The sequence below is a fragment of the Arthrobacter yangruifuii genome, from assembly GCF_009192775.1.
Lineage (GTDB): Bacteria > Actinomycetota > Actinomycetes > Actinomycetales > Micrococcaceae > Arthrobacter_B > Arthrobacter_B yangruifuii.
The window spans coordinates 631,410-654,484 of record NZ_VTFX01000005.1 but is presented as its reverse complement, the minus strand read 5'-3'; the positions used below and the strand labels follow the sequence as shown (position 1 = coordinate 654,484).

Here is a 23,075-nt window from a genome sequence, read left to right as displayed (position 1 = left end):
CCCCGGACTAAGGAAATACGTTCTTTACTTCTCGGTTGCTTCAGCAGCCGGGGCTTCGGCGGCCGGAGCAGCCTCCGCGGCGGGAGCTTCGGCGGCCGGAGCAGCTTCTGCAGCGGGAGCTTCAGCAGCGGCGTCGGCAGCCGGCGCCTTGTCTGCGCCCTCGAGGAGTTCGCGCTCCCACTCGGCCAGCGGCTCAGCAGCGGCTTCCGTGTTGCCGGACTTGTTGTGGCGGACGATCAGGCCCTCAGCCACTGCGTCGGCAATGACGCGGGTCAGCAGGTTGACGGAGCGGATGGCGTCGTCGTTGCCCGGGATCGGGAAGTCGACGTCGTCCGGATCGCAGTTGCTGTCCAGGATGGCAACAACGGGGATGTTCAGCTTCTTGGCCTCGTCAATGGCGAGGTGTTCCTTCTGCGTGTCAACAATCCAGAGCAGGGACGGAGCCTTGGTCAGGTTGCGGATGCCGCCGAGGTTGGTTTCCAGCTTCGTCAGTTCGCGACGCAGGAGCAGCAGCTCCTTCTTGGTGTGGCCGGAGGAAGCGACGTCCTCGAAGTTGATCTCTTCGAGTTCCTTCATGCGCTGGATACGCTTGGCAACGGTCTGGAAGTTGGTGAGCATGCCACCGAGCCAGCGCTGGTTCACGTAGGGCTGGCCAACACGGGTGGCCTGCTCTGCAATGGCTTCCTGTGCCTGCTTCTTGGTACCGACGAAGAGGACGGTTCCGCCGTGGGCCACAGTGGCCTTGACGAACTCGAAGGCCCGGTCGATGTAGGACAGCGACTGCTGCAGGTCGATGATGTAGATGCCGTTGCGCTCGGTGAAGATGAAGCGCTTCATCTTCGGGTTCCAACGGCGGGTCTGGTGACCAAAGTGAACGCCGCTGTCGAGCAGCTGGCGCATGGTAACGACGGGCATGTCGTCACTCCTTCCGGCAGCATCCGTGCGCACGGCGCACGGGTCCTACTGCCTATTGACGGTTTTAGCTGTACGCCCGGTCGGGCGGAGCTCCTGGTGTCCATCAGCCGCTGCCCGTAAGAGGCTGCGACGTGCATCCCCTGCCGGCGTTGCCGGACCGTTGGAGACGCACCCCCGTGACGGGGATAATTGGGACACGCGTAGTCAGCTTCCGTGCCGGCGGATCAAGACCGAGGTCCTTGGCCGGGGGCCGTGGGGACTCTCAGAGTCCGGGCAGGTCCCATGGCACAGCAAGCTGCTCCGTCAAGTGTACTACAGCGCCGGAGCCCTGCCGTTCCGGCCGGCACTCTCCCTCCCGCCATGATTTCCACCCTGCCGCTGTCCACCGCAGGTCCTTCGGGCGCCCTGCGGCACCGGGGCCCCGCGGAGGGTTGGGGCATGGCAATCAAACACGGCGTGCTTGCTGTGCTGGTCTGGGCTGCGGCCGTCCCGGCACCGGTACCGGCAGTCCCCCACGCACCGCTACCGGTGACCGCGGCGGGCGGGTATTCCCCGCCCTGGGCCTGGCCGCTGGATCCCGTGCCGGTCCTGCTGCGCGGCTTTGATCCCCCGGCGCAGCGCTGGCTAGCCGGACACCGGGGTGTGGACCTCGCTGCTGCGGAAGGCACCGAGGTGCTGGCGCCCGCGGACGGACGGGTTGTTTTTGCCCGCCGGGTGGTGGACCGCCCGGTGCTGACCGTGGACCACGGCGGCGGACTGCTGACCAGTTTTGAACCCGTGGATCCTTCCGTTGCCGTGGGTGCGGAGGTACGGAAAGGAACGGTCGTGGGAACGGTCCGGTCCGGCGCGCACTGCAGCGGCAGATGCCTGCACTGGGGCGTCCGGTGGGGCGGCCGGTACGTGAATCCGCTCAACTACGTCACGGACCGCCGTCCGTCGGTGCTGCTGCCGGTGACGCCGGGGCGCACCGCGGCAGGAGGGCGACAGGAGGGCGGCAGACCGTCCGGTAGGACCCGCCGGTTAAACGTCCCGGCCGGATCCTGGGACAGGATCCGGCCGGGGTTCTTTACTGGTTCCGCAGGTGCCGCAGCTTAGACGAACGCAGCAACGCCTGTGATCGCACGGGCGGTGACCAGGGTATTGATCTCGTAGGTTCCTTCGTACGAGTAGATGGCTTCGGCATCGGCGAAGATCTTGGCCATCCCGTAGTCGGTGACAATGCCGTTTCCGCCCAGGATGCTGCGGCCCATGGCCACGGATTCACGCATGCGGGCCGTGGTGAACGCCTTGGCGAGGGCGGACTGCTCGTCCTTGGCCTGGCCCAGGTCCTCGAGCTGCGCGAGGCGGACCATCATGCCCAGCGAGCTGACGGTGTTGCCCAGGATCTTCACGAGCTGTTCCTGCACCAGCTGGAAGGATGCCAGCGGCTTGCCGAACTGCTTGCGCTCCACGGCGTACTTCCGGGCCACGTCGAACGCGGCCATCTGCTGGCCCACGGCCTGCCAGGCCACGGCAAGGCGGGTGACCTTCAGGACCTTGTTGGTGTCGCGGAAGCTGTTGGCTCCCTTGAGGTGGAAGTCATCGCTGACCACCACGTTGTCCAGGACAATATCGGCGTTCTGCACGGTACGCAGGGCGATCTTGTTTTCAATCTTCGTGGCGCTGTATCCGGGCGTCTTAGTGTCCACCAGGAAGCCCTTGACCTGGTTATCCTCGAGGTCACGGGCGTAGATGACCACCCAGTCGGAGAAGGTCGCGTTACCGATCCAGCGCTTTTCACCGTTGAGGATCCAGTTGTCCCCGTCGCGGCGCGCAGTAGTGCGCGTGCCGCCGGCGACGTCGGAGCCGCCCAGCGGCTCGGTGAGGCCGAAGGCGCCGATCTTCTTCATCGAGTAGATGTCCGGCAGCCAGGCCGCCTTCTGCTCTTCGGAGGCCAGGGCTTCGATGGAACCGGTGAAGAGACCGTCATGCACGCCCAGGAACGTGGCGAAGGAGGTATCGGCACGGGTCACTTCGGCGTGGACCAGGCCGGCAAAGAGGTTGGAGTACCCCTGGCGGTAGACCGGGCTCATCACGTCAAGTTCCGCGAGCTTGGGGATCATGTGGTGCGGGAACTCACCGGCGTTCCACCAGTCAGCTGCATGCGGCTTGACCTCGGCCGCGAGCCAGGCACGGATTTCGTGCAGGCGGTCGCGCTCCTTGTCAGTGAGCAGGTCCTCGAATGCGTAGAAGTCGCCGTCCGGGTACGGAAGGTTGTCGACGTCGATAATTCCCATGGAAAATGTCCTTCGCTGCTGATCATCGGTGATCCACTGGTGCCCGTTCGGGGACCGGCAGAGCCTATGTTACCCAGCAGTAACAACGATCACAACGCGTTGGGGAATTGTTGCGTTCCCGTCCCCGGCGGGATCCGGCCGTTGCGGTGCGGAGAAAGCAAAACGCCCCGGTCCGCGGACCGGGGCGTTCATGCACGGGACCGAAGGCATGGTTCGGTCCGTGACAGGGGTAGGGCTGGTGGGGCTTGAACCCACGACCCACGGATTATGAGTCCGCTGCTCTGACCAGCTGAGCTACAGCCCCCGGTGCCCACAGGGCAACGATGCCATCCTAGTGGGTCAGGGGACCGGACAACCAATCAGGCCGCGGGCACCGGCCGGCCGGGATCCCCGCGGTAGAGGTCTTCAAAGGTGGACAGCGTGGCGTCCAGGCTGTGCCGGTCCACCATTTCCCGGCTGATGCTGCCCATCTTCTGGCGCTCCTCCCGGGAAAGAGCCAGAATTTCCGTGATCCGTCCGGACAGCTCATCGCTGTCGCCGGGCCTGAACAGATACCCGTTCCGCCCCTTCTCCACGAGGTGCGGAAGGGCCATGGCATCGGCGAGCAGGACCGGCTTGGACGCCGACATGGCTTCCAGCGTCACCAGGGACTGCAGCTCGGCGGTGCCGGGCATGCAGAACAGGTCCGCCTTCAGATACGCCTCGCGCAGCTCCTCGTCCGAGACCAGGCCGCGGAACACCACGCGGTCCCCCAGTCCCAGCCGCTGCACCTGGGCCTCCAGGGCCGGCCGGACTTCACCTCCGCCGATAATTTCGGCGCGCACGCCCAGTTCGGCCGGAGTCTTGGCCACGGCGTCAATGAGCACGTCCACGTGCTTCTCTTCGGCCAGCCGGCCGACGAACAGGACGGTCGGCCCCGGATGCGGGGGAATCTTCTCCCCCGGGTGCAGTTCGTACACCGAGGCATCGATGCCGTTGGACAGCGCCATCACGTCATGCAGGAAGGCATGCCGGTACATGGCCTCGGCGGCGAGCGGCGTGGGGGTGGTGACCACCTGGGCCTTGCCCATCACCTTGCCCATGTCCTTCCAGGAGTTGGTCGCCACGATCCGCTTTACCCACTTGGGGAACGGCAGGAAGGGATCCAGGTTGGCCGGCATGAAGTGGTTGGTGGCAATCACGCGGATACCGCGTTTGCGGGCCTCGTACAGCGTGTACTCACCCACCATGTAGTGGCACTGGATGTGTACGACGTCGGGCTGCACCCGGTCGAACAGGAGCGCGATTTCCTTCTTGATTTCCCACGGCAGGCAGATCCGCCAGTACTCGTGGGTAGGGACCCCGTGGGAGCGGAGCCGGTGAACCGGCCACTCGCCGTCCAGATCGCTGCGGCTGCCGCCGTCGACGTCGTTCGGGGCCAGGACGTGGACATTGTGTCCGCGCCCGTGCATTCCGCGTGCCAGCCGGTAGCCGAACTGTGCGGCACCGTTCAGGTGGGGAGGGTAGGTGTCACAGGCAATGAGGATCGTCAGCGGTTTGTCTACCGGTGAATCGGTCACGTGTGTGGTCCTGCTTTCGGGGTCTTGGAGGCCAGCTTCTGCCGCCTCCGCTCTTCATTCCGCCGCTGAATGACATCAGGGTGGTATCGGGAGAGGGCAACCACCCCCACAATAGCAATCAAGGCCGCCACTGCCATGGCGACGGCGGCCACCGCGGGCACGTCCGGGCGCAGTTCGTGCAGCACGCCGATCCCGATGGCGATTCCCACCATGGGGTCAATGACGGTCAGTCCGGCTATCACGAGGTCAGGGGGGCCGCTGGAATAGGCGTTCTGGACAAACCAGGATCCCAGGGCGCCTGCCGCAGCAATCGCCACAATCGTGTACCAGGGCACATTGAGCAAAAACCGCCCGTTGGGATTGAGCAGGTCACCGGCAATGACCTTGGTCAGCACGGCCACGAAACCGAACAGGATACCCGCGCCCAGAATATGGGCGATGGCACGGAGCCGCTTGCCGAAAAGCAGGTTCAGTCCGCCGAAGAAGACCACAACGACGGCGAGGATCAGGACGATCGTCACTTCCTGTGACGGCTCCACCGACTGGTCCGTCCGGGTGACCGTGATCGCCAGCGTGACGAACAGCATGCTGCCTGCCACGCAGGCAGCGATAGCCGCGACCGTAATCCGGTTCATCCGCAGGCCCTGGTCCCGCGAATTCACCACGGTGGTGATCACCAGCGCTATCGATCCGATGGGCTGAACCACCGTCAGCGGCGCCATGGACAGGGCGGCCACGTTCAGGGCCATCCCCGAGCCGAGCAGCAGGAGCCCCAGGAGCCAGCGGGGATTACGCAGCAGCCGGCTGATCTGGGAGCCGTTCAAGGACAGCCCGCCGGTATCCGCCTTCACGGCGCTGCCCTGGCGCTGGGCGCCGAAAGCGAGGAAGAAGGCGCTGGCCACCGCGCAGGCTACGGCAATTCCTACCATCGGCACGGTCCCGGAGTAACCCTGCGGCCTGTAAGGGCCGAAGCGTGGCTAGGGCGCATGGCCGGTTCCGGTTCCGGCCGGGACGTGTCCGTGCTGGCTCCGGTACTTGCGCCGGGCAGCCCTGAGGTATCCGGCTGCAGCGACAACATGGCCGATGCAGCCCAGGGCCAGCACAACGGACCCGGCGGACGCGAGCCACTGGTAGTCATACCCGTCCACCCGGCCCAGCAGCAGCAGGGGCGCCCCCAGAAGCAGCAGGGCGGTCCGGACCTTGCCGATGTAGCTGACCGGCAGGTCCGGGTTGCCGCGGAACAGCAGCAGGGAGTTGATGATCAGGATTGCGTCCGGCACGGCGATGGACAGGATCAGCCATACCGGCGCCATGCCGTCCACCACGAAGGTTGCGGCCACAATGATCAGTGCCAGCCGGTCTGCCACCGGGTCCAGCCACTGTCCGGTAGTGGAGACCTGGTTCAGCCGGCGGGCCAGATAGCCGTCGATCCAGTCGGTGCAGCCCACCACAACGAGGGTCAGGAAAGCGCTGCCGTAGCGGTCCCCGCTGATGTAGAAAACGAATAGGGGGATGCCGAGAAAACGAAGGACCGTGATCAGATTCGGTAAGGTCCAGAACTGGTCCGATACGGTGAGTTCCGTATCCGGACGTGCTCCGGCACCGACTAATCTGATCACGGTCCGTTCCCCTCGTCGAAGACGTACGAGTACTGCTTACTTTCGCGCGAGCCTGCGGAACATGATGAGCAGTGCCAGCAGCGAGGCAAGCAGCACGGAGAGCGGCTGCCAGCGTTCCTTGATCAGGGCCATCACGTCATCCGCGGTCGACGGTCCGGAGGTGCTGCCGTCGTTGCTGCGCGCTGCGGCAGCCCGGCGGGACTTCAGCTCCTGGATGCGGGCCTTGACGTCCACCTTCTCACCCAGCCCGTCGCGGACCGCGGCGATGTGCTCGCGGCGTTGGCGGGCGCGGGTGCGCAGTTCCTCGGATGAAGGCTGCTTCGGGCCTTCAGGCTTGTCATCCTTGTCCGCCTTCTTGTCCTTCTTTTCCTTCGGCTCCTTGGGCTTGTCCAGCGTGGCCGGATCGAAGCTGCGGCCTTCCTTCAGTACGCCCAGGTCATAGCGCACCCCGCGGATGGCCTCTTCGGGAAGCAGCGGCAGTGCCTTCTTGAAGCGGCTGTAGCCGATGAAGCCCGCGATAGCCGCGATCACCAGGAACAAGGCGGCGACCAGCAGTGCGGCCAGCCAGGGCGGCATGATCAGCGACAGCGCCATGATGCCGGCGACCAGCAGCGAGATGGCCAGGGCCGCAACCATCAGCAGCGCCACCACCATAAAGGCCGCGGCAATGCCTGCTTTGATGCCCTTCTGCTTCATCTCTGCTGTGGCGAGGGCGAACTCGTCATTCAGCTGGCGCGGCGTCAGGCGGGCCATGACTTTCGCCAGCCCCACCAGCGACGAGCTCCCCGCCGTTCGCTGTGTCCGAGTGCTAGCGGAGCGGTTCATGCGCCCAGCCTCCGTCCTCTGTTCAGTATTCACCGTTGCCATAACCCCAAATTACCATTCTCCTCAGTGTTATCAGTCTGCCCATCCGCACCACCGGCACGTCAGGACGTTTCGAGGCCCTCACGGTCCTCGAGCTCGCGGCCGGACAGCTCGGGAAGTTTGCTCTTCACGAACCAGAAGGACAGCACCGCGAACGCGCTAAAGATCGCGTACATGATCCAGACCCCGAAGTTATCGCTGACCCAGGGGAAGGCAAGAGTAACGATGAAATTGAAGATCCAGTTGACCATGGCGCCGAGACCCAGGGCCAGGGAACGGATGTTGTTCGGGAAGACCTCGCCGAGAGTAACCCACATGACCGGGCCCCAGGTGGCCGCGAAGAAGACCACAAAGAGGTTCGCGCCCACCAGCGCCACCGGACCCCAGATGCCGGGAAGGGACACTTCACCGGCTACGTCCTCGGCCTGGAGGAAGGACACGGTCGCGGCCAGCAGGCCTACGAACATACCCGCCGAACCGATCATCAGCAGCTTGCGGCGGCCGATCCGGTCCACGAACGCAATGGCCACCAGTGTCATCACCACGTTGACCACCGAGGTGATCACCGACGTCGTGAAGGAATCGCTCTCGCTGAAGCCCACGGACTTCCACAGAGTCGTGGAGTAGTAGAAGATCGCATTGATGCCCACCAGCTGCTGGAAGGCGGCAATGGCCATACCGACCCAGAGAATGGGCTGGAGTCCGAACTTGGGGCCGCGCAGGTCGCGGAACGTGGGCTTGGGGCTCTTGAAGCTGTCGCGGATATCAGCGATCTTGCGGTCCGTATCCTTCACGCCGGAAATAGTGGTGAGGACCTTGGCGGCCTCCTCATCCCGGTTGCGGCGGACAAGGAACTGGGGAGACTCGGGAATGGTGAGGGCCAGGAGACCGTAGACGATGGCCGGCGCGACGCCGACCAGCAGCATCCAGCGCCAGGCCGGCAGGCCCCACCAGAGTTCGCCCAGTGCGCTGCCGGCGGAGTTGGCCAAGAAGGCATCGGAGAGCAGGGCGGCAAAGATGCCGAGGGTGATTGCCAGCTGCTGGACCGAGCCCAGTGCACCGCGCCATTTGGCCGGGGCAACTTCGGCGATGTAGCCGGGGGCGATCACGGAGGCGGTGCCGATGGCCAGGCCGCCGATCAGGCGCCACAGCATCAGGTCCCATGCGCTGAAAGCCAGTGCCGATCCCACGGAGTTCGCCGCGAAGAGCACGGCTGCACCGACCATGACGGATTTGCGTCCCAGCTTGTCGGCCAGCTGGCCGGCGAACCACGCTCCGGCGGCGCAGCCGAGCAGCGTGATGGCCACCGTGAAGCCCAGGACGCCGGGGCTCAGTGCGAATTCCTCGCCGATGGCGTCCACTGCACCGTTGATGACTGCGGTATCAAACCCGAACAGCAGGCCGCCCACCGCAGCGGCAACGGTGACACCAATCACCCTGCCGGGGTGGGCCACCTGTTCAGATCCCCCATTGTTAGGTCCTGGCTGAGTCGCGCCCATCGACCGTTCCTCGTTTTCTACTCAACTAGCTACGTACATATGACTGGTGTCAAAACACTTAAGCCTACGCATAACCCTAAGCATGCTTGTTCATGCACGGTAGCCGGAGCAGTCCTCCGAAGACAGATGGGCGCTCAACGGTTGATGGAAATTCTGTGTGGACCCGGACCGGACCGGCCGTAATCCCCGGGGCAGGACGCACATCCCGGCTCAAGGACGGACACAAAAAGGGCCCGCAACACGGGAAAACCCGGTCACAGACCCTTTGCTGGCTCCCCCGACTGGACTCGAACCAGTAACCCTTCGATTAACAGTCGAATGCTCTGCCAATTGAGCTACGGGGGAAAGCGGCGTCCTCAACTATACAGGAAGTTTGGGGTGCTTCCGAACCACGCGGGTGGGAGTCCGTCTCACCGGGTGGTTGAACGGCAGAGGCTTGGGCTCTGTGAGACAGTTGCGCATGGTTACACCGGTCCGGAAAGTCGTCTGCTACGCCGTACAGCAGGGCCATCTGCTGGTTTTCACCCATAAAGATGTGCCCCTCGAAATCACGGGCGTCCAGGTCCCGGCCGGGACTATCCGTCCCGGTGAAGAGGCAGCCGCCGCCGCAGTCCGCGAGCTGCACGAGGAGACCGGGCGAAGCGGCAGGGTCTTGAGGTAGCTCGGCGAGTCTGTCTACGACCTCCGTCCGCTGCGGAATGAGGCGGCTGTCCGACACTTCTTCCAGATGGAGGTGAACGCCGGGGACCTCGCCGAGCGCTGGGACGCCGGGGAGCCGGATCCCGCACACGGCGGTTCACCCGCAGCCTGGACCTGCTGGTGGATGCCCCTCCCCCAGGCCCATGTCCTCGCTGCCGGACTCGGCGCCGGACTTGGCAGACTGGGGCAGCACGAAAAAGGCCCCTGATCTGCATAGCTGCAGACCAAGGGCCTTCCCGATTGCTCCCCCGACTGGACTCGAACCAGTAACCCTTCGATTAACAGTCGAATGCTCTGCCAATTGAGCTACGGGGGAAAGCGGCAGGTTTTACTTTACCCAGATTCCGCGCCGAAACGAAATCGGCACCCTGCCGGAGGAATCCGGGCCTTTACTGGTCTCCCCGCAGGGCGCGGCGCTGCATCTCCAGCTCCATGAGCTCACGGTTGAGCTGGTGGAACAGCTCCTGATCAGCGTTGGGATCCAGGCGCTGCAGCTGGCCCAGTTTCTCTGCCTTGAGGTGGGTCACCTGAAGCTCGAAAAGCCGGTTGAGGATGTCATGGCAGTACAGGGCCAGCGCATCGGCGTCCCGGGCAGGCAGCGGCGTCACGGCCAGCTCGCTGACCAAACCGCGCAGGGGCTCCGGCAGCTCCTCCCGCACCCGCTCCACCCAGGCCGCCGGGGCGGTTCCCGCGTCGCCTGCGGCCCGGATCGCGTCATGGACTGCCACATAGGCCGGAACGGTGAACCGGACAGCCTTGAAGCGTTCCCACTGACCGGCGTCGAGCATTCCCGGCTGCTGGAGTGCCACTTCCAGGGCCTGGCGCTCCATCCGGGCTGCAGGATCGCTGGCGTTGGGACGGCTGAACGCGGGCGCAGATTCGGGTTCCTGCCGGGCGTGATCCTGGGCCGGATTCCGGCCCTGCCACTGCCGCGGGGAATTCTCACCGCGCTGCCCGTAACGGGACTGTCCGCCCCGCTGCTGGCCGTACTGCTGCTGGTCCCCGCGCTGGCCGAACTGGTGTCCCTCCTGGCTGCGTCCGGCCGGAGCCTGCGGGCCGGAGCTGTCCCCGCCGGGCGTGGCCTTCCCCCGTTTGGCGGCGGCGTTGACCGCCCGGGTGACGTCGTCGACGTCGGTCCCCAGCCATCCGGCGAGTTCGCGTGCGTACGCCGGGCGCATCGCCGGGTCACGGATGTCCGCCACCACCGGTGCCGCGGCCCGCAGCGCGGAGACCCTTCCCTCCACGGTGTTCAGATCGAACTTGCGCAGCGTGGAGCGGATCGCGAACTCGAACAACGGACGGCGGGAATGGATCAGCTCGGCAACGGCAGAATCACCGTGGGTCTGGCGGATGTCACAGGGGTCCATGCCGTTGGGGTCCACGGCGACATAGGTCTGCGCAGTGAACCGCTGGTCCTCCTCGAAGGCCCGCAGGGCGGCCTTCTGGCCGGCGGCGTCGCCGTCGAACGTGAAGATGACCTCTCCCCCGGTGCCGTCGTCGGACAGGAGCCGCCGGGCGATCTTGATGTGGTCGGTGCCGAACGCCGTTCCACAGGTGGCGACGGCGGTGGTGATGCCGGCCAGATGGCAGGCCATTACATCGGTATACCCTTCCACGACCACCAACTGCCGGGTCTTGGCGATGTCCCGTTTGGCCAGGTCGATGCCGTAGAGGACCTGGGATTTCTTATAGAGCGGAGTTTCGGGGGTATTGAGGTACTTGGGACCCTGGTCATCTTCATAGAGCTTGCGGGCACCAAAACCGATCACGGCACCGGTGAGGTCGCGGATGGGCCAGATAAGCCGGCCACGGAAACGGTCATAGAACCGGGAAGCGTCGGAACCGGTGGAGAACATCCCGGTCTCCGCCAGTTCCTCGCGGGTGAAGCCTTTGGACGTCAGGTGCTTGAGCAGCGAGTCCCAGCCCTGCGGTGCGTAGCCGACGCCGAAATGCTCCGCCGCTGCCGGATCGAAACCGCGTTCCTGCAGGAAACTGCGCGCCGCCGCCGCACCCTGTGTGCCCAGCTGGCTGCGGAAGAACTCCGCGGCGACTTTGTGTGCGTCCAGGAGCCGCTGCCGTTTACCCACGTCTTCGCGGCGCGGTCCGGTGCCGCCGTCCTCGTAATGCAGTTCGTAGCCAAGCCGGGCAGCCAGCTTCTCCACTGTTTCCGAGAAGGTGCCGTGGTCCATCTTCTGCACGAAGGAGATCACGTCACCACTCTCGCCGCAGCCGAAGCAGTGGTAGGTGCCCACCTGCGGGCGGACATGGAAGGACGGCGAGCGCTCGTCATGGAAGGGACACAGGCCCTTGAAGGAGCCGATGCCGGCCGACTTCAGGGTCACGTAACCGTCGATCACGGCCTTGATGTCGGTGCGCAGCCGCACTTCATCGATATCTTCACGCTTGATCAGTCCGGCCATACCTCCCAGTCTATTCTTCCCCGCTGATGCCGCGTTGCCGGGGCCTGCACAGAGAGGATCCCGTGCGGCCGCCGGCCACACGGGATCCTCCTGGACAGCTACTCCCCACTACTCCTGAGGCTTAGCCTCTTCCTCCGTGCTGCCTGACCTGCGGCGGCTGGCCGCCAGTGCAAGTCCTCCTGCCAGCAGCAGCCCGGCACCGGCGTAGAGCCACCCGAGAGTCCCGTTGGCACCGGTGGACGGAAGGTCGGGCCGGTCCGGTCCCGCCGGAGCGGGTGCCGGCTGCGGTTCCGGTTGCACTACGGGGGCGTACGTGTTGGTAACGATGGCTTCGGCCCCGCCGCCGGCGGGGATCGTTACCGGCTCCGGCAGGTCAGCCACCACGTTGACGGTGCTGGTTTCCCCGCCCGCTGTTTCGGTTACGGTGCATTCGGTGCCGGTGGGCAGGCCCTCAAAGCCGGTGCTGACGTCGCCCTCCGTTCCTGCAGGAATGCTTACCGTCTCATCCAGGACCGATCCGTCGGGACCGCACTGGACCCGCAGCACTACCTCGCCCTGTCGGCCGGCGGCTTCTCCGGCGATGACCTTGGTCACCAGGAGGGTGCCGGGGGTAAACGAGTAGGTGTTGGTAACAGTTGCTGTGACGGTCCCTGCACCGATGACCGTTACCGGTTGCGGTGCCTGCGTGGTCACGGAGACTTGAGTGGTTGCTCCGGTGGCCGTTTCAGTGACAACGCATTCCGTTCCCACAGGCAGGTCCTCAAACGTCGTGGTGACGTTCTCTTCGGCGCCTGCCGGAATGGTCACCGTCTCATTCAGTACCGATCCGTCCGGCCCGCAGGTCACCTGCAGGACAACCTCACCCTGCTGGCCGGCCGCCTCACCGGCGATGGCCTTGGTGACTTCCAAGGCGCCGGGCACGAAACTGTACGTGTTGGTGACCGTCAGTTCCGCACCGCCTGCAGCCGGGATGGTGACCGGGTCCGTAATGACGGTGTCCACGGAGACCGTTGTTGTGGCGCCGGTTTCCGTTTCGGTGACGGTGCATTCCGTGCCGGCGGGCAGATCCTCGAAATTCCGGGTTACCGGTTCGGCGGTCCCGGCGGGGATGGTCACGGTTTCATCCAGGACCGATCCATCCGGGCCGCAGATCACCTGCAGCACCACCTCACCCTGCGCACCGACGGCTTCTCCGGCAAACTCCTTAGTGACTGACAGCGTTCCGGGGGTGAAGGTGTAGGTATTGGTCACAGTGGCACTCTGGATGCCGCCGGGGGTGATGGTGACCGGCGTGGGAAGTTCGGGGACAACCTGGACAAACTCGGTGACCCCTGTGACCGGTTCAGTAATGGCACAGCTGGCGCCCGCTGGGATATTCAGGAACTGGGCCGCTACCTCGCCGGTCTCGCCGGCCGGGATCTGGGAGGTTTCCTCGAACACCGTTTCACCAGCCAGGGTGCACAGGACATCAATTTCCACGGCGTCCTGGTTTCCGGCAGCCTCACCTGCGATCACCTTCGTAACCCGCAGGAGCCCCGGGTTTTGACTGTAGGTATCCGTCACAGTTGCCGTGGCGGTGGCGCCGGCGGCGATGGTCACGGAATCGGGCAGATCCACCATCACGCCTATTTCGGTGCTCTCGCCGGTGACCGGTTCGGTGACCGCGCAGCTGGCCCCTTCCGGAATCCCCCTGAGGGTGCCTGCCGGAACGGTGCCTGTGGTGCCGGCTGTGACGGTGAAGCTTCCCTCTGCGACAACCGCGCTCTCCAGGGTGCAGGTCACCTCAAGGGTGACCTCGCCCTGCTGACCCGCTGCCGGGCCGGCAATGCTCTTGTTCACAAGCAGTGCCCCCGGGTTCACCGTGTATGTGTCAGTGACAGTAACCTCCACGCCGTCGCCGGCCGGGATGGTTATTGCTCCCCCGGCCGGATCGATCACCGTGCTGACGCTGACCTCCGTGGTGGCACCGTCTGCTGTCTCTGTGACGGTGCAGGTGGTCCCGGAGGGAAGGCCCGTGATTTCCTCCGTGATGGGTTCGGTGGTGCCGGCCGGGATGGTGATGGTCCGGCTTGCCCCGGAGCTGCAGGTGACCTGCAGTGTCACAACGCCCTGCCGGCCCGCCCCGGACCCGGTGATGTCCTTGCGCACCGCAAGCGTCCCGGGATTGAACGTGTAGGTGTTGGTCAGTGCGGCAGTAACGCTCCCTGTCGGCGGAACGACCACAGTCCCCTCGCCTTCGACAGTGACAGCCACGGCAGTGGTCTCCCCCCTTCCGGTTTCCGTCACCGTGCAGCTGGAGCCTACGGCGATGTTGGGGAATTCTGCTGCCTCCGGCGTAAGCGTCCCTTCAGGGATAGTCACCGTTTCATTCAGTACCGTGGCACCGTCCAGGGTGCAGACCACGGAGATCGTCACCTCGCCCTGCGCGCCGGCTGCCTCCCCCATATTGGTTTTGGTAACCACCAGTGTCCCGGAGGTGAAGGTGTACGTGTCCGTGACCGTCGCCGTCGCCGCGGTACCCGAAGGGATCGTCACTGCGGTCGGCACAATGCTTGTGCTGACCGCGACACTTGCATTGGTACCGTTGGTGGGCTCGGTAATCGTACAGACGGAACCTGCCGGGATGTCGGTGAAGGTCTCCGACGGCGCCCCGGTGGATTCGGCGTCAATATTAAAGGTGAACTGGTAACCCGTTCCGCAGTCGATGCTGATCACCACCGCGTCTTGGCTGCCCGCGGCGGGACCCTCAATCGATTTGGTAACCGTCAAGGACCCGACCTCGAAGAAGCTCGCCGTGGCACTGGCTGCGGAGCTCAGTTCCCGGGTGTCCGCCAGGATCAGTTTCTGGGCAGCGTCCACCCCCGGTGTGGCCCCGTCGTAGAGGTACACACTGCCCGTGGGAACGGTCACCACCGCCCGCGCGCTGATGGTGGCTGGCCCGGTGCCTCCGTCCTCACTCCGCACCCACACCTGCGTACCGCTGGCGACCGGGTTGGTGAGCGGCACGGTGCCTGCGGCATCTGCGAAGAGACCGAAGCCGTCGTCGACCGTCACGGTGATTTCATCGGCCTCTGAGGTCACGGTGTAGGGTCCGGCGACACCCGTCACTGCGGCTTCGGCCGTGGCAGGAGTGATCGAGATATCCGGGGCATCCGGTTCCTCCAGCGGCCCGGCCGCGATGGTGGAGTTCACGATGGAGGCAACGGTGGAATACAGGCTGTTGGTGCGGTTGACCACGTAGCCGTCCGTGAAGAACCAGATGGCGGCCTGCACCGCCGCGGCCTTCGTATTGTTGTCGACACCGGCAGGGAGATTCGTGCTCGGATAATAGGTATTCAGGATCCGGTTCACATATCCGATATTGGGGACGTTGGATTCGTCCCACGTACCGTTTTCATACCCGATGCCCACACGTGTGGAGGTCCGCAGATCGATGCAGTACATCTGGGCCGTAGTGGTCCCGTCCACTTCCTGGGTGTTGATGACCCCTGCGAAACCGACCGTCTCGGATTGGTAGCCCGCCGGAATGGAGGTGGGATAAGCATTGATGGGCCAGGTGGTCCCAACGGGCGGCAGCGCCCCGGGGACGTTCCTTCGCCCTTCGCCCAGGGACGTGATCACAATGTCGGTGCCGGCGTCCGACGCCGGAGCCGCGCCCCGCGGCGGTTCCGGATCAACGGCCGCCTGGGCCGGGCCGGCCATCGGGACGAAGAACAACAGGGAGAGCAGGGCGGCAAGGAAGATGCCCCGCAGTCCGCGTTGGGCGGACCGCGGATACTGATTGCGGCGTCGATGGGAACGGAAAAGGAAGGGCTGGTCGCTCATCAAGAGTCCCCCGTGGGAGTTGTCCGATGGAGGTGCTCCTGCGGCCAGTGGTAACCGAAGGGATGGGTGATGCACCTCGGAGCCGAAAGACTATGGTCCCCAGGTTGGCTCCGCCAGAGTCATCGCCAATATCCGGCCCGAAAACGCCGGAAATGGATTTACCAGAGCGCCGGAACCGGCCCTACCAGCCGTTCGTGCAGGGCCAGTGCCGAACCGTCCGTGAGCGAGGCGACCTGGTCGACGACGACGCGCAGCCGGGCGCCGTCGTCGGCCGCGTCCCGCCAGTCGGCGGCGAACATCGGGTCCAGGTGCTTATCCCCGGTGGCGGAGAGCTGGGCGACGAGGGCGGTGAGGATTTCACGCTGGCGTTCGTACAGCGGCTGGCGCTGGTCAGTGGTCATGACGAACGTGGTGGCCAGGCCCTTCATCACGGAAATTTCCAGCAGGGTGTCCTCGGGGACGACAATTTCGGCGTTGTACCGGGTCAGCGGGTCGGTGCCGTAGATCCCTCGGGTGGCCTCCAGGGCGCTGTTGCAGAACCGGCCGATCAGCTGGCTGGTCATGTCCTTCAGCGCTGCCATGGCGCGGCGGCTGCCGTCGGATTCGCGGACCCACACGGCGGTGGCCTCCAGCCGGGCCAGGGCGGCGTCGATGGCGGCCGGGTCCGCTCCGGGCAGGTACCACTGCTGGGTGTAGCCCACCACGCGGGCACGCTGGTCCGGGTTGTCCAGCCACTTGAGCTGCACATGGCCGGCAACGATCGCGTCCTCGACGTCGTGCACGGAGTAGGAGACGTCGTCCGCCAGATCCATGACCTGGGCCTCCAGGCAGGAGCGTCCCTCCGGGGCACCGTCGCGCAGCCAGGTGAAGACGGGCAGGTCATCCTCGTACACGCCGAACTTGGTGGTGCGGTGCCCGTTCACCAGCGGGGCGTCGGCGATGGACCACGGGTACTTGCACGCCGCATCCAGACTGGCCCGGGTGAGGTTCAGGCCGGCCGGGGTGCCGTCCGGGGCAATGATCTTCGGTTCCAACCGGGTCAGCAGCCGCAGCGTCTGGGCGTTGCCCTCGAACCCGCCGATGGCGTGCGCAATGTCGTTGAGCGCGGTCTCGCCGTTGTGGCCGAAGGGCGGGTGCCCCAGGTCATGCGAGAGGCAGGCTGCGTCGACGACGTCGGGATCGCAGCCCAGTGCGTTACCCAGTTCCCGGCCCACCTGGGCCACCTCCAGGCTGTGCGTCAGCCGGGTCCGCACGAAGTCGTCCGTATCCGGAGCCACCACCTGGGTTTTGGCTCCGAGCCGGCGCAGCGCGGAGGAATGCAGCACGCGCGCCCGGTCACGGCCGAACTGCGTGCGGTTGGTGTTTTTCGCCGGTTCCGTGACCCATCGGGCCAGATCGACTTCGGTATAGCCTGCGGTGGAGACTGCCTGCGGGAAGGTCATGGGGTGCTTTAGCCGCCTGATACGTCGAGTTCGGCCGCCGAAATGATGGACTTCTGGGCGGCATTGAGTTCCCGCCCGTCCAGCCAGCCTTCCGGCAGCGCTGTCTTTTTGGGTGTTCCGGCCCGTCCGCGCGGTCCCTCGGCGTCTGCGCCGGGGTACGGAGCTTCGGGATCCAGCTGGTCCAGCAGTTCACGGAGCACCGCCAGGGACGGCACCGTGGCCAGTTTAGCGCGGAGGTCTCCGCCCACTACGTAGCCCTTGAAGTACCACGCCATGTGCTTGCGGATGTCGCGCAGGGCAATCACTTCGTCGCCGAAGGTCTCCACCAGCAGCTCGGCATGCCGGTACACGCTGTCGGAGACCTGCTTCAGCCCGGGCCGGTGCCGTTCGGACCGCCCCTCGAAGGCCGCTTCCAGGTCCCCGAACAGCCACGGGCGGCCCTGGCAGCCGCGTCCGATGACGACGCCGTCCACGCCGGTTTCGCGCACCATGGCGATGGCATCCTCAGCGGACCAGATGTCGCCGTTGCCCAGAACATTCATGTCCGGCAGTGCCTCGCGCAGTTCCGCGATGGCGGACCAGTCGGCCTTCCCGGAGTAGAACTGCGACGCCGTGCGGCCGTGCAGCGTCACGGCTGCCACGCCCGAGTCGCGCGCGATGCGGCCGGCATCGAGGAAGGTCAGGTGGTCCTCGTCAATGCCCTTGCGCATCTTGATGGTCAGGGGCACGTTGCCCCGGGAGGCTTCCTTCACTGCCGTCTGAACGATGGCGGTGAACAGGTCCAGCTTCCAGGGCAGGGCCGAGCCGCCGCCCTTGCGGGTCACTTTGGGGACGGGGCAGCCGAAGTTGAGGTCGATGTGGTCCGCCCGGTCCTCCTCCACCAGCAGGCGGACGGCTGCACCGACGGTCTTGGGGTCCACGCCGTAGAGCTGGACGGAACGGACCTTTTCGTCGTCGTCGTGCTTGATGATCCGCATTGATTCCGGCGAGCGCTCCACGAGCGCGCGGGAGGTGACCATTTCGGTCACGTAGAGCCCGCCGCCGTGTTCGCGGCAGAGTCGGCGGAAGGCCTTGTTGGTAATGCCGGCCATGGGGGCCAGGATCACCGGGGTGTCCACGGTGATGGGGCCTAATTGCAGCGGGGGAAGCTCGAGCTTGAGTTCCGGAGATAAAACAGTCACCTGTCTATTCTCGCAAGCCGATGCAAATCCTGCGTACCGGGCGGAGAACCTGCGCAGCGGGCGGGATGCCCGCCGGAATTTGACAGGTGTTCCCCGCCGCTTTAGCGTGCTGGTGATTTACATCACCTTTGCGGTTTCACCGTTGCAACCGACGATTCGAGGTTTCCCATGACCACTGCCGCCCCCGGCACTTCCACGCGTTCCGAAAAGGGCCTGGCCCGGGTTGCCCAGGTTATGGCCGGGTGGACCGAGAAGTGGTTTCCGGACGCGTATGTCTTTGCCCTCGGCGGCGTGGTGCTGGTGGCGCTGGCCGCGCTGCTCAACGGCTCCTCCCCGCAGGCCGTGGTGGATGCCTTCGGCAACGGCTTCTGGGACCTGACCGCCTTTACCCTGCAGATGGCAATGGTGGTGCTCACCGGCTACGTGGTGGCCACGTCCCCGCCGGTGGCCCGGCTGATCGACCGGTTGGCCCGGGTTCCGCAGCAGGCCACTACTGCCGTGAGCTTCGTCGCCCTGTTGTCCATGAGTGTTTCCTTCCTGAACTGGGGCCTCAGCCTGGTCTTCGGCGGCCTGCTGGCGCGGGCCATCGCCCGGCGAACCGATCTGCGCGTGGACTACCGCGCCCTGGGTGCGGCGGCCTTCATGGGCCTGGGCGCGGTCTGGGCACTCGGTCTTTCCTCTTCCGCCGCACAGCTGCAGGCCACCGCAGCATCGCTTCCGCCGGACCTGCTGCAGATCACGGGGGTACTGGACTTCGGCAAGACCATCTTCACGTGGCAGTCCCTGCTGACCTGCGCCATCCTGATTGCCCTGACAACCGTCGTTGCACACCTGTCCGCTCCCCGCGGAGCGGCTATCCGGACGGCCTTTGAGCTGGGTGTGGATCTGGATGATTCGCCGGAACCGGCATCGCGCCGGGAGCGGCCGGGTGAGTGGCTGGAATACAGCCGGATCCTGCCGGTGCTGATGGGCCTGCTGACGGCCGGCTGGCTGGTTTCGCAGTTCCTGAGCAAGCCGTTCCTGACCGTCATCTCCAGCCTGAACGGCTACCTGCTCGTCTTCCTGATGCTGGGTCTGGTGCTGCACGGCACCCCGCGCAACTTCCTTCAGGCCGTGACCAAGGCCGTTCCGGCCACCGCCGGCATCCTGGTGCAGTTTCCCCTGTACGCGGCCATGGCCGCCATCCTGACCAAGGCCGAAGGGTCCGGTGGCATGACCGTTTCGGCGCATCTGGCCGAGTTCTTCACCAGCATTGGTTCCGGAGGCGGTTTTGCTGTCGTGATAGCGCTGTACACGGCCATCCTCGGCATCTTTGTTCCGTCCGGCGGCGGGAAGTGGCTGGTGGAGGCGCCCTACGTGATGCAGTCCGCCACCGACGTCGAGATGAACCTGGGCTGGACGGTGCAGATCTACAACGTCGCCGAGGCCCTGCCGAACCTCGTCAACCCGTTCTTCATGCTCCCGCTGCTGGCGGTCCTGAAACTGCGGGCGCGGGACCTGGTCGGCTTCACCTTCCTGCAGTTCACCATTCACCTGCCGGTGGTGCTCCTGCTGGTCTGGCTGCTGGGCATGACCTTCACGTTCGAGCCTCCGGTGATACCTCCTGCGGTCCCTGCACCCTAACCCGGCCCGCCCCCGGGGACGGCGTTCCTTCCGCGGCATCTAAGATCGAAGGGTCAGCAGTTTTCTTCCGCCCTAAGGACTTATTGCCGCATGCCACGCGAATCCGGCACCAAGCGCGCCATACTCGACGCCGCCCTGGAGCTTGCCTCCGTCAACGGTATTTCCGGGACCACCATGGATGACGTGGCCGAGCGGGCCGGGGTGGCCAAGGGCAGCCTGTATTACAACTTCTCCTCCAAGGACAAGCTCTTCGAGAAGCTGCTGCTGGAGGGCGTGGGCGCCCTGACGGAGTGCCTGCGCACCGCACGCGCCGGGCTCGCCGGCTGGGACGCCATCGAGTCAATGGTCCGCGCCCTGCTGAAGCTGTTGTCCGAAAATCGGGCGCTGGCCAGGCTGATGGCCGCCGAAATCCTGCGCACGGACCGCGTCTGGCAGCATTCCCTGCACCTGCTGCGCCAGGAAGCCCTAGGTGAGTTTGTGGAACCCATCCGTCAGACCGGCGGAGCGACCACGCTGCCGGACGGCAGCCCGGACCGTCTCACGCTGATTGCCGGCAGCGTCTTCGGCGCCACCCTGATGGGGGCATTGGACTGGCTTGTCTTCGATCCGGACCGTTCGGTGGAAGACGTGGCGGCGTCGGTGCTCTACGCACTGTCCGGACGGCTGAATACCTGACGCCGCCTGCGGACAGCTGCAGAGAAGAGGCGGTCCCGCTATTGCACGGGACCGCCTCTTCTTTTTTGCTGCTGTTTCAGTACGCCTAGTCGCTGAGGATCAGCGTTTCCCGTCCGACCTGCCGGGCGGCGCCCGCCTTGAACAGCGGGGCCAGTGCCCGGACCACAGCCGTCATGGACTCATCCACTTCCAGCTGCACCGGATACTGGTACGCCAGCATCGCCAGCAGTGACTCCACCGCGGCGCGTGCCTCGTCGTCGGCGAGGGTGGTGTCGTAGCCCACCAGGACGTCGGCGGGCTCGTCGGTGCGTTCCTGGGTGTAGCTCACCGCGAAGGCGGCGATCTTTCCGCCGTCCTTCTTCGGCTGGTCGCGGAGCACCACGGCGCCCGAGGCGCCGGTGGCGTCATTGAGCAGCATCTGCTGGGCGCGGCCGAGGGTCATGTCGGCGCGGTCCCATTCGTGCACCGCGTTGTAGAACGCCGTTACTGCCTGCGTGAGTTCCACCGAGCCGGTGGCGGCCTCATCCAGCTGGGGTCCGTCATCCTCGAACACCGGAAGCTTCAGCCGGCCCGGTTCCACCACAATCACGGCGGACCGCTGGATCGGGGTGAGCCCGGCGGCTTCGGCAAATGCGGCGGCCGGGGTGCCCGGTTCCACCTTCGCCCGCAGCTTGGTGACGCCCGACGGCGCGGACTCGGCTTCCTTGCGCAGCATCTGCAGCAGCGTGGTGCCCAGTCCGGCCCGCCGGTTTTCCCGGGCGACCTCCACATAGGCCCACAGCCGGTCCGGGTGCAGGCTGGTTTCGTAAACCACTCCCGCGGCCACCGGAATCCCGTCCTCCTCGGCCACGATGCAGCGGCTCCACGGCTCGTTGGAGGAGGGACGCAGCACGGCGCGGAACTGACCGGCCTGCACGCTTTCCGGATCACCCCAGAGCTGGTTCAGCTTGAGATCGTCATCTTCACGCCATTCGCGGAATGAAAGTGCCATTACGCGCCGATCAGCCGTTCGGCGAGGTAGCCCTCAACCTTGTCCAGGCTGACCCGCTCCTGTGCCATGGTGTCGCGTTCACGCACGGTGACCGCCTGGTCCTCGAGGGTGTCGAAGTCCACGGTGATGCAGAACGGGGTGCCGATTTCGTCCTGGCGGCGGTAGCGGCGGCCGATGGCGCCGGCGTCGTCGAAGTCGATGTTCCAGTTCCGGCGCAGCTGCGCGGCGAGGTCCTTGGCCTTGGGCGAGAGGTCCTCGTTGCGGCTGAGCGGCAGCACGGCGGCCTTGACCGGTGCCAGGCGCGGGTCCAGCTTCAGCACGGTGCGCTTGTCGACGCCGCCCTTCGCGTTGGGGGCCTCGTCCTCGGTGTAGGAATCCACCAGGAACGCCATGAAGGAACGGGTCAGGCCGGCGGCGGGTTCAATCGCGTACGGGGTGAAGCGTTCGTTCGTGGCCTGGTTGAAGTAGCTCAGGTCCGTACCGGAGTGCTTGGAGTGGGTGCCCAGGTCGAAGTCGGTGCGGTTGGCGATGCCTTCCAGCTCGCCCCACTCGCTGCCGGCGAAACCGAAGCGGTATTCGACGTCGGTGGTGCCCTTGGAGTAGTGGCTCAGCTTTTCCTGCGGGTGTTCGAACAGGCGCAGGTTCTCCGGATCGATGCCCAGGCCCACGTACCAGTTGAACCGGTTCTCGATCCAGTACTTGTGCCATTCCTCGTCCGTGCCCGGCTCGACGAAGAACTCCAGTTCCATCTGCTCGAACTCGCGGGTGCGGAAGATGAAGTTGCCCGGCGTGATCTCGTTGCGGAAGCTCTTGCCGATCTGGCCGATGCCGAACGGCGGCTTCTTGCGTGAGGTGGTGAGCACGTTGTTGAAGTTTACGAAGATGCCCTGCGCGGTTTCGGGACGCAGGTAGTGCATGCCCTCCTCATTGGCCACCGGGCCGAGGAAGGTCTTGAGCAGGCCGGAGAATTCCTGCGGTTCGGTCCACTGGCCCTTGGTGCCGCAGTTGGCGCAGGCAATGTCGGCCAGGCCGTTTTCCGGGGCGTGGCCCTTCTTTTCCTCGTAGGCCTCTTCGAGGTGGTCCGCACGGTAGCGCTTGTGGCAGCTCAGGCATTCCACCAGCGGGTCCGAAAAGACCTCCACATGGCCGGAGGCTTCCCAGACCTGGCGCGGCAGGATGACCGCGGAATCCAGCCCGACGACGTCGTCGCGTCCGCGGACCATGTGCTGCCACCACTGCTTCTTGATGTTTTCCTTGAGTTCGACACCCAGGGGGCCGTAATCCCATGCGGACCGCGACCCGCCGTAGATCTCACCCGACTGGAAGACAAAGCCCCTGCGCTTGGCCAGGGAGATGATGGGATCCAGCTTGGATTTGGTCGAAGCCATGGAATGGTACCGCCGTTCTTTTCGTGTCTAGAGGGCCGCTGGGTGCGGTCCTCTTCTGATCCCTGGGCATTCTGCACCACACCTTGGAAGGGGTGGGAG

General features: G+C 65.4%; 18 protein-coding genes and 3 tRNA genes. 5 read left to right on the top strand and 16 right to left on the bottom strand.

All coding sequences use genetic code 11. From position 1 onward, the window contains the following. Nucleotides 1-24: 24 nt before the first annotated feature. Nucleotides 25-915 carry a 30S ribosomal protein S2 gene (gene rpsB, locus GD627_RS13835; RefSeq protein ID WP_146363409.1) on the bottom strand — a complete coding sequence of 297 codons (891 nt, stop codon included), beginning with the start codon at nucleotides 913-915 and terminating at the stop codon, nucleotides 25-27. A gap of 438 nt (nucleotides 916-1,353) precedes the next feature. On the opposite strand from rpsB, the gene GD627_RS13830 reads away from it, so the two are divergent. Then, complete coding sequence (locus GD627_RS13830; RefSeq protein ID WP_152272962.1) at nucleotides 1,354-2,010, top strand: M23 family metallopeptidase; 657 nt, start codon at nucleotides 1,354-1,356, stop codon at nucleotides 2,008-2,010. Here GD627_RS13830 and GD627_RS13825 read toward each other — a convergent pair. The 8 genes from GD627_RS13825 to GD627_RS13790 form a co-directional block, all read right to left on the bottom strand. Next, nucleotides 2,007-3,191 (bottom strand): acyl-CoA dehydrogenase family protein, encoded by a 1,185-nt coding sequence (locus GD627_RS13825; RefSeq protein ID WP_146363413.1) that lies wholly within the window; start codon nucleotides 3,189-3,191, stop codon nucleotides 2,007-2,009. The genes GD627_RS13830 and GD627_RS13825 overlap by 4 nt on opposite strands. 230 nt (nucleotides 3,192-3,421) lie before the next feature. Further along, nucleotides 3,422-3,495, bottom strand: a tRNA-Ile gene (locus GD627_RS13820). A 55-nt stretch (nucleotides 3,496-3,550) separates the two neighbouring features. Then, nucleotides 3,551-4,750: a glycosyltransferase gene (locus GD627_RS13815; RefSeq protein WP_152272961.1), complete on the bottom strand. Its 1,200-nt coding sequence runs from the start codon at nucleotides 4,748-4,750 to the stop codon at nucleotides 3,551-3,553. After that, nucleotides 4,747-5,679 carry a DMT family transporter gene (locus GD627_RS13810; RefSeq protein ID WP_152273117.1) on the bottom strand — a complete coding sequence of 311 codons (933 nt, stop codon included), beginning with the start codon at nucleotides 5,677-5,679 and terminating at the stop codon, nucleotides 4,747-4,749. The genes GD627_RS13815 and GD627_RS13810 overlap by 4 nt, the downstream gene beginning before the upstream one ends. A 48-nt stretch (nucleotides 5,680-5,727) precedes the next feature. Further along, entirely contained in the window at nucleotides 5,728-6,369 is a 642-nt protein-coding gene (locus GD627_RS13805; protein ID WP_246165512.1) for a CDP-alcohol phosphatidyltransferase family protein, read from the bottom strand. Nucleotides 6,370-6,405: 36 nt separating this feature from the next. After that, nucleotides 6,406-7,194, bottom strand: coding sequence for a phage holin family protein (locus GD627_RS13800; RefSeq protein ID WP_152272960.1), 789 nt, complete (start codon nucleotides 7,192-7,194; stop codon nucleotides 6,406-6,408). Nucleotides 7,195-7,295: 101 nt separating this feature from the next. Further along, the gene (locus tag GD627_RS13795) at nucleotides 7,296-8,732 is read right to left on the bottom strand and encodes a sugar porter family MFS transporter (RefSeq protein ID WP_152272959.1); all 1,437 of its coding nucleotides are present in this window, start codon (nucleotides 8,730-8,732) and stop codon (nucleotides 7,296-7,298) included. 269 nt (nucleotides 8,733-9,001) lie between these two features. Beyond that, nucleotides 9,002-9,077, bottom strand: a tRNA-Asn gene (locus GD627_RS13790). Nucleotides 9,078-9,192: 115 nt separating this feature from the next. Here GD627_RS13790 and GD627_RS16685 point away from each other — a divergent pair. Both GD627_RS16685 and GD627_RS16680 read left to right on the top strand, forming a co-directional pair. After that, nucleotides 9,193-9,393 carry an NUDIX domain-containing protein gene (locus GD627_RS16685; protein WP_210250507.1) on the top strand — a complete coding sequence of 67 codons (201 nt, stop codon included), beginning with the start codon at nucleotides 9,193-9,195 and terminating at the stop codon, nucleotides 9,391-9,393. Between the two features lie 66 nt (nucleotides 9,394-9,459). Further along, nucleotides 9,460-9,639, top strand: a complete 180-nt coding sequence (locus GD627_RS16680) for a hypothetical protein (protein ID WP_210250506.1) — start codon at nucleotides 9,460-9,462, stop codon at nucleotides 9,637-9,639. 35 nt (nucleotides 9,640-9,674) lie between these two features. Here GD627_RS16680 and GD627_RS13780 read toward each other — a convergent pair. The 5 genes from GD627_RS13780 to dusB all read right to left on the bottom strand — a co-directional run bounded on the left by GD627_RS13780 (nucleotide 9,675) and on the right by dusB (nucleotide 18,299). Continuing rightward, nucleotides 9,675-9,747, bottom strand: a tRNA-Asn gene (locus GD627_RS13780). 73 nt (nucleotides 9,748-9,820) lie between these two features. Continuing rightward, nucleotides 9,821-11,851, bottom strand: a complete 2,031-nt coding sequence (dnaG, locus tag GD627_RS13775) for a DNA primase (RefSeq protein ID WP_152272958.1) — start codon at nucleotides 11,849-11,851, stop codon at nucleotides 9,821-9,823. Between the two features lie 108 nt (nucleotides 11,852-11,959). Next, nucleotides 11,960-15,676 (bottom strand): thioester domain-containing protein, encoded by a 3,717-nt coding sequence (locus GD627_RS13770; protein ID WP_152272957.1) that lies wholly within the window; start codon nucleotides 15,674-15,676, stop codon nucleotides 11,960-11,962. A 158-nt stretch (nucleotides 15,677-15,834) separates the two neighbouring features. After that, on the bottom strand, nucleotides 15,835-17,118 hold the full coding sequence (locus GD627_RS13765) for a deoxyguanosinetriphosphate triphosphohydrolase (RefSeq protein WP_146363425.1): 1,284 nt from the start codon (nucleotides 17,116-17,118) through the stop codon (nucleotides 15,835-15,837). A gap of 8 nt (nucleotides 17,119-17,126) precedes the next feature. Continuing rightward, nucleotides 17,127-18,299 carry a tRNA dihydrouridine synthase DusB gene (gene dusB, locus GD627_RS13760; RefSeq protein ID WP_146363427.1) on the bottom strand — a complete coding sequence of 391 codons (1,173 nt, stop codon included), beginning with the start codon at nucleotides 18,297-18,299 and terminating at the stop codon, nucleotides 17,127-17,129. Between the two features lie 168 nt (nucleotides 18,300-18,467). Between dusB and GD627_RS13755 the strand changes: the two genes are divergently transcribed. Further along, nucleotides 18,468-19,922 (top strand): short-chain fatty acid transporter, encoded by a 1,455-nt coding sequence (locus GD627_RS13755; RefSeq protein WP_152272956.1) that lies wholly within the window; start codon nucleotides 18,468-18,470, stop codon nucleotides 19,920-19,922. Nucleotides 19,923-20,012: 90 nt separating this feature from the next. Continuing rightward, on the top strand, nucleotides 20,013-20,597 hold the full coding sequence (locus GD627_RS13750) for a TetR/AcrR family transcriptional regulator (protein ID WP_152272955.1): 585 nt from the start codon (nucleotides 20,013-20,015) through the stop codon (nucleotides 20,595-20,597). Nucleotides 20,598-20,682: 85 nt separating this feature from the next. Here the strand turns inward: GD627_RS13750 and GD627_RS13745 are convergent, their stop codons facing one another. Both GD627_RS13745 and GD627_RS13740 read right to left on the bottom strand, forming a co-directional pair. Continuing rightward, nucleotides 20,683-21,588 (bottom strand): GNAT family N-acetyltransferase, encoded by a 906-nt coding sequence (locus tag GD627_RS13745; protein ID WP_152272954.1) that lies wholly within the window; start codon nucleotides 21,586-21,588, stop codon nucleotides 20,683-20,685. Further along, complete coding sequence (locus GD627_RS13740) at nucleotides 21,588-22,976, bottom strand: glycine--tRNA ligase (protein WP_146363437.1); 1,389 nt, start codon at nucleotides 22,974-22,976, stop codon at nucleotides 21,588-21,590. Before GD627_RS13740 ends, GD627_RS13745 begins: the two co-directional genes overlap by 1 nt. Nucleotides 22,977-23,075: the final 99 nt, after the last annotated feature.